Here is a 5,064-nt window from a genome sequence, read left to right on the forward strand (position 1 = left end):
TAATTTCTATTTTAAATATATTTTATAGGAATTTTAAAATAACTAGGTTATGCAAGAAGTCTAATATGTAAATAGTTTTTTCATTAATAAAATATAAGTTCCTTTCTAAAATTTAATAGCATAAATAATTTAAACTATTACTTAGAATTATATAAAAAAGTTAAACAAAAAAAGTTAGAATTTATTTTTATCAAATTATTTGTAAAATAAGAAGAAAATTTAAATAATAATTTGTCATTAGATTATAACTTCATTAATGAATACATTTTAAAAATAAAAAAGGGGGAATTCAATTTTCTCTTTTTCAAAACATAGTTTTTTAATTTTCTTCTCTTAAACATCCAATTGCTTCAATTTCAACTAAAGCATTTTTAGGCAAATTTGTAACTGCAACAGCAGAACGAGCTGGAAAATTTTCTGTAAAATATTTTTGATAAACTTCATTCATTGCTGGGAAATCATTAATATCTTTTAAGAAAATATTAACTTTAACAACATCTGTTAAATTGTAACCTGCTGATTGTACAATTGCTTTTAAATTTTCTAAAGCACATTTTGTTTGTTCTGTAATTGTTGTTCCTTCAATCATCATTGTTGTTGAATCTAATGGCAATTGACCAGAAACATATAAGAAGTTCCCTGTTTTAACTGCTTGTGAATATGGCCCAATTGCTTTTGGCGCCAAATGTGTTGAAATAATTTTTTTACTCATAATAATTAATCATTCCTTTCTGACTTTTTAAAAATCATTGTTAAAATATTGATGATATTTGTTACCATCGCAAATGAAGTCCCAATATTAATTCGAAAGCAAGTTATTGGTGCTTCAACAAAATCATCATTTTTACTAACAATTAATTTATATTTTAATAATAATTTGTTAACTTCCTGCGGTGACATTTTAGTCCCCTCATAATTAATCCAAACCAAATATGAGGCTTCTAACTACATTATTTTTAACCCCCAAATTTGTTCTAAGGTTGTTTTTACAAAAATATAATTTTTAATAATATATTTTAACATAGTTGTTTTTCAAGTTAATACTTCTGGGTTAGTATATGCAGCTAAATAAGATGGAATTGTAAAAACATTTGGTGATGTAATCGAAGCAGATTCATATTGTTCATCAATTTTCTTTCGTAATTTGTCGTTAAATGTAATTAAATATGATGATTTTAATCCGCCAAGATTAAAAGCCTTATTTGGAGAATTACAAACAATAACCTCATTATTTTGAATTGAAAATGATAGCAACGAATTAAATTTAACATTTGGTAATGCTAAATCGCTGTGTACTTCATCTGATATTATTAAAACATGATATTGTTGACAAATTGCAATTATTTTTTGTAATTCTGCTCTTGTTCAAACACGCCCACTAGGATTATGCGGATTACATAAAATAAATATTTTTGGTTGATATTTTTTTTATAATGTTTGCAAAATTAACAAAATCTATTTGATAACGATTATCCTCTCATTTTAATTGATTTGTTAATAATTGACGGTTATTATTTAAAACTGCCCGCCCAAAGGGGCCATAAACTGGCGTTTGAATTAAAACATAATCATTAACATCAGTTAAACATTGAATTAGTTGATGAAGAGCATTAATTGTCCCATGTACAAGTTTGATTTTATCTTTTGGAATTGTAAGTTGATGTTGATAATAATATCAAGTACTTACCGCTTCATAAAAATCATTACTAACATAAGTATAACTATATACTCCTTTTTCTGCACGATTTAAAATAGCATTGGTAATTGGCTGTGGTGTAAGAAAATCTAAATCAGCAATTGATGAATTAATGATATTATCACCAGTTAAATGATAATTATCTGCAATATATGTTTGATCTCATTTTCGCTCGGAATTTTTTGTTCGATCAATGATAATATCAAAATTATATTTCATCGCAAATTTACATTTACCTTTCTACCTTAATCTTTGTTTGTTTGTTTTTTTTTTTTTTTTTTCTGTTTTTAATTTAAATATTTTTCTTGTTCACTTGATGATAATTTATTATATTTTTTTAATTGTTGTTTTTTAATACTTAGAACAATTCCCAATGACATAATATTAATTGTCCAAGTATGAACTTTTTGCTCTAAAACTGGTTTTGTTTTAATATATTTTAATCTGAATAATAATGTTGTTGAAATTGCACAACCAATAATTGCAAAAATTAATCACAGTAGAGTGGCAACACCAATTGCAACAGTTCCTGTTGTTGATTGGATTCCTGCCATTGTAATAAAACCACCTCCCGTAATGGTTGAACCTAAATTAAAAGCTGCACATAAGCCCCTAGATACAGCACCTCCTATCATAAAAGAAGGAATCACACGGAATGGGTCTGATAAAGCAAATGGTATTGCTCCTTCAGTAATTCCTAACGAAGATAAGATTCATGACATTTTTCCAACTTCTTTTTCATATTGATTTGAAAACTGACGACCAATAAAAGTTACTAAAGTAGTCGTCGTTCATCCAGTTCCAATTCCAGCAGCTCAAAAGCATGCATATGGAACTAACAAGGTTGGATTAGTCAATTGTCCACTTGTAAAAGCTTGTGAAAATGATGCAAATGAGAAAGCTCATGCCACTTTATTAAAAGGACCCCCAAATCAAAACCACACATCATTCCAATAATAATTCCCAATATTGCTGCTAAATTTGAAGTTTGTAAAGTTGTCAATCCACTAAAAATAACATTAATTAATAAGGCAATTGGTTGACCAATCACAAAGAGAATTAAACAAATACTAATTAACGATCCTAAAACAGGATAAACAAATCAAGTTAAGACACCTTGCATTTTTTTACTAACAAGATACTTTTTAAATCCTTTCATCATATAACCGACATCAATTCCAATAATTAAACCACCTAAAAAACCTAGTCCATCAACAATTACAGTGCCATCATTGGCTGTTTTTGTTACATAAACACAAACTAACCCTCCTAAAAAACCTGGTGTTAAACCTGGCTTATCTGCCATAGCATATGCAATATAGGCTGCTAACACTGGAGCTAATAAAATACTTAAACTTTTACCAGCAACATCACTTAAATTATTTAATCAATTAGCATGTTCCTTAATATAATCAACACCCGCAATTTGAGTAATAATTGTAATTAAAGCTTGAATTGCTGTTCCAGCAACAATGACTGGCACTGCATAGGAAATCCCTGTTAAAACAGCATTTTTTAAACTAACAGCGCCAGCTTTAAAATGTAATTTAAATCATCCTTTTTCTTTTTTTTCTTTTTTAAATTCTTTAGTTGGAATTTGTTGGTTAGGTAACGGTCGCATAATTTGTGTGGCTTTTTGAAAAACCGTTTCAATATCATGTAATGGTTCAGTAACTGCTACTTTTAAAATAGGAATATCAACAAATCGTTCTTGTTCACCAACTGCAATATCAGCAGCAATAATTAAAACATTAGCATTTGAAATATCCTCTGGTGTTAATTTATCTTCATATCCATTAGCACCTTATTTTCAACTTTTACAGCATATCCTAATTTTTTCGCTTCATCTTCAATTTTTTTGGCAGCCATATAAGTGTGCGCTACTCCAGCTGGACAAGCTGTAATTCCTAAAACATAACCTTGATAACTTTCATTGTTAACTATCTTTTCATTATCAACTGCCTGTAATAATTCCAAGATTTCGATTTTATTAGTTGATGTTTTTAAAACTTGATGTAGATTTGAATTTAATAATTTTTTAGCAACATTACTTAAAACTTCTAAGTGAATGTCATTTTTTTTATTAGTCGGAATAATTAGTGCAATGGCAACTTGAACCTTTGTATTATCAAAAGTTGACCATTCTAATCCAGTTTGATAGCGAACAAAAATAACAGCTGACTTTTTAATGTCTTTAATGCGAGCATGTGGAATTGCAAAACCATCTTCTAAACCAGTTGATGTTTCATGTTCGCGCGCTCATAATGCTTTTACTAATTTTTCGGAATTATCAATGCAACCCGCTTGATGCGCTACTGTTGCTAATTCATGAAATGCTTCATCTTGAGTTTTTGCAGATGAATTTAAAATAATTTGTTCTAATGAAAAAAGATTATTTTTGTTTTTATTACTCATATTGACCTCCTAAAATTAAAATATTAAACTGTTTTTGTTCTTCCTTTTATTAAAGCAAAAACAATATTTTTAACAAGAAAAAAACTATATTTTGAAATATAGTTCTAAAAAATGTAATTAATTTTATTAAATATTTTTCCGAATAATTTTTGCATATAAATAATCTAAAAACTGCATAACAGTTTGTGAACAAATTGAAAAAACATCTCAAATATCATTTTCCCGAGAATTAATAACAAAATAATCACTTAAACTAGTAATTAACTCAGTTTTCTTCCCAATAACACCAAATGAATACACAATCGGTTTAACTTGTTTTGCAATTGTTGCAATGAAAGTTGATTGCCCACTTAATGTTATATAAAGTACCATATCATTTTCATTAATCATTGACAAATATGATTCAATTGAATTTAAATCATTTTGATGAATAACATTTTTATTAATTCACCGTAATCTCTGAACAAAATTCCTAGAAACATTATATGCTAAATTAAAAGCAAAAATAAAAACTTTTTTTGCGGTAATAATTTTTTCAATTAAAACTGATAAATCAGTTTCAAAAAAATTAGCATGTAAATCTTGTGCAGATTCAATCTTAATTTTCAAATATTCATCAAAAAAAGATGTCTCATTTTGTACTAATTGTTTATTTGCACTAAATTGTTGCGAATTTAATGTAACATTTTCTGTTAAGTATTTTAATTTAAATTTTAATTCATTAATTCCCTCTAATCCCAATTTTTGGCAGAATCGAATAATACCCGCTGTTGAAGTAAAACAATGATTAGCTAATTCATTCGTAGTTAACTTACTAATTGTTGTAATATTACCTAAAATATAACGAGCAATTGTTTGATTTGTTAAATTTTTTTCATCGGTTGCTAAAATCTGCAATTGTTTTAATAGACTTCTTGCATAACCTATTAAAATAATTATAAATATTTTTAAAA

At 27.2% G+C, this 5,064-nt stretch carries 8 protein-coding genes and 1 pseudogene; all 9 read right to left on the reverse strand.

What is annotated here, in order from left to right; translation table 4 throughout:
• Nucleotides 1-319: 319 nt before the first annotated feature.
• Complete coding sequence (locus EHU54_RS04405; RefSeq protein ID WP_400249134.1) at nucleotides 320-712, reverse strand: RidA family protein; 393 nt, start codon at nucleotides 710-712, stop codon at nucleotides 320-322.
• A 5-nt stretch (nucleotides 713-717) separates the two neighbouring features.
• The gene (locus tag EHU54_RS04410; RefSeq protein WP_400249135.1) at nucleotides 718-900 is read right to left on the reverse strand and encodes a hypothetical protein; all 183 of its coding nucleotides are present in this window, start codon (nucleotides 898-900) and stop codon (nucleotides 718-720) included.
• 45 nt (nucleotides 901-945) lie between these two features.
• Nucleotides 946-1,410: an aminotransferase class I/II-fold pyridoxal phosphate-dependent enzyme gene (locus EHU54_RS04415; RefSeq protein WP_400249143.1), complete on the reverse strand. Its 465-nt coding sequence runs from the start codon at nucleotides 1,408-1,410 to the stop codon at nucleotides 946-948.
• Entirely contained in the window at nucleotides 1,394-1,915 is a 522-nt protein-coding gene (locus EHU54_RS04420) for a hypothetical protein (protein WP_400249136.1), read from the reverse strand. The genes EHU54_RS04415 and EHU54_RS04420 overlap by 17 nt, the downstream gene beginning before the upstream one ends.
• A 68-nt stretch (nucleotides 1,916-1,983) precedes the next feature.
• Nucleotides 1,984-2,607 (reverse strand): hypothetical protein, encoded by a 624-nt coding sequence (locus EHU54_RS04425; protein WP_400249138.1) that lies wholly within the window; start codon nucleotides 2,605-2,607, stop codon nucleotides 1,984-1,986.
• On the reverse strand, nucleotides 2,532-3,317 hold the full coding sequence (locus EHU54_RS04430) for a hypothetical protein (protein ID WP_400249139.1): 786 nt from the start codon (nucleotides 3,315-3,317) through the stop codon (nucleotides 2,532-2,534). The genes EHU54_RS04425 and EHU54_RS04430 overlap by 76 nt, the downstream gene beginning before the upstream one ends.
• A 72-nt stretch (nucleotides 3,318-3,389) precedes the next feature.
• Nucleotides 3,390-3,476 (reverse strand): annotated as a pseudogene (locus tag EHU54_RS04435) (hypothetical protein); the annotation flags it as partial.
• A complete protein-coding gene (locus EHU54_RS04440; protein ID WP_400249140.1) occupies nucleotides 3,473-4,111 on the reverse strand; it encodes a fructose PTS transporter subunit IIA in 639 nt (212 codons plus the stop codon). The pseudogene EHU54_RS04435 and the gene EHU54_RS04440, both read right to left, overlap by 4 nt.
• A gap of 126 nt (nucleotides 4,112-4,237) precedes the next feature.
• Nucleotides 4,238-5,062, reverse strand: a complete 825-nt coding sequence (locus EHU54_RS04445; protein ID WP_400249142.1) for a MurR/RpiR family transcriptional regulator — start codon at nucleotides 5,060-5,062, stop codon at nucleotides 4,238-4,240.
• Nucleotides 5,063-5,064: the final 2 nt, after the last annotated feature.

Source organism: Spiroplasma sp. ald (assembly GCF_044714355.1).
GTDB lineage: Bacteria > Bacillota_I > Bacilli_A > Mycoplasmatales > Mycoplasmataceae > Spiroplasma > Spiroplasma phoeniceum.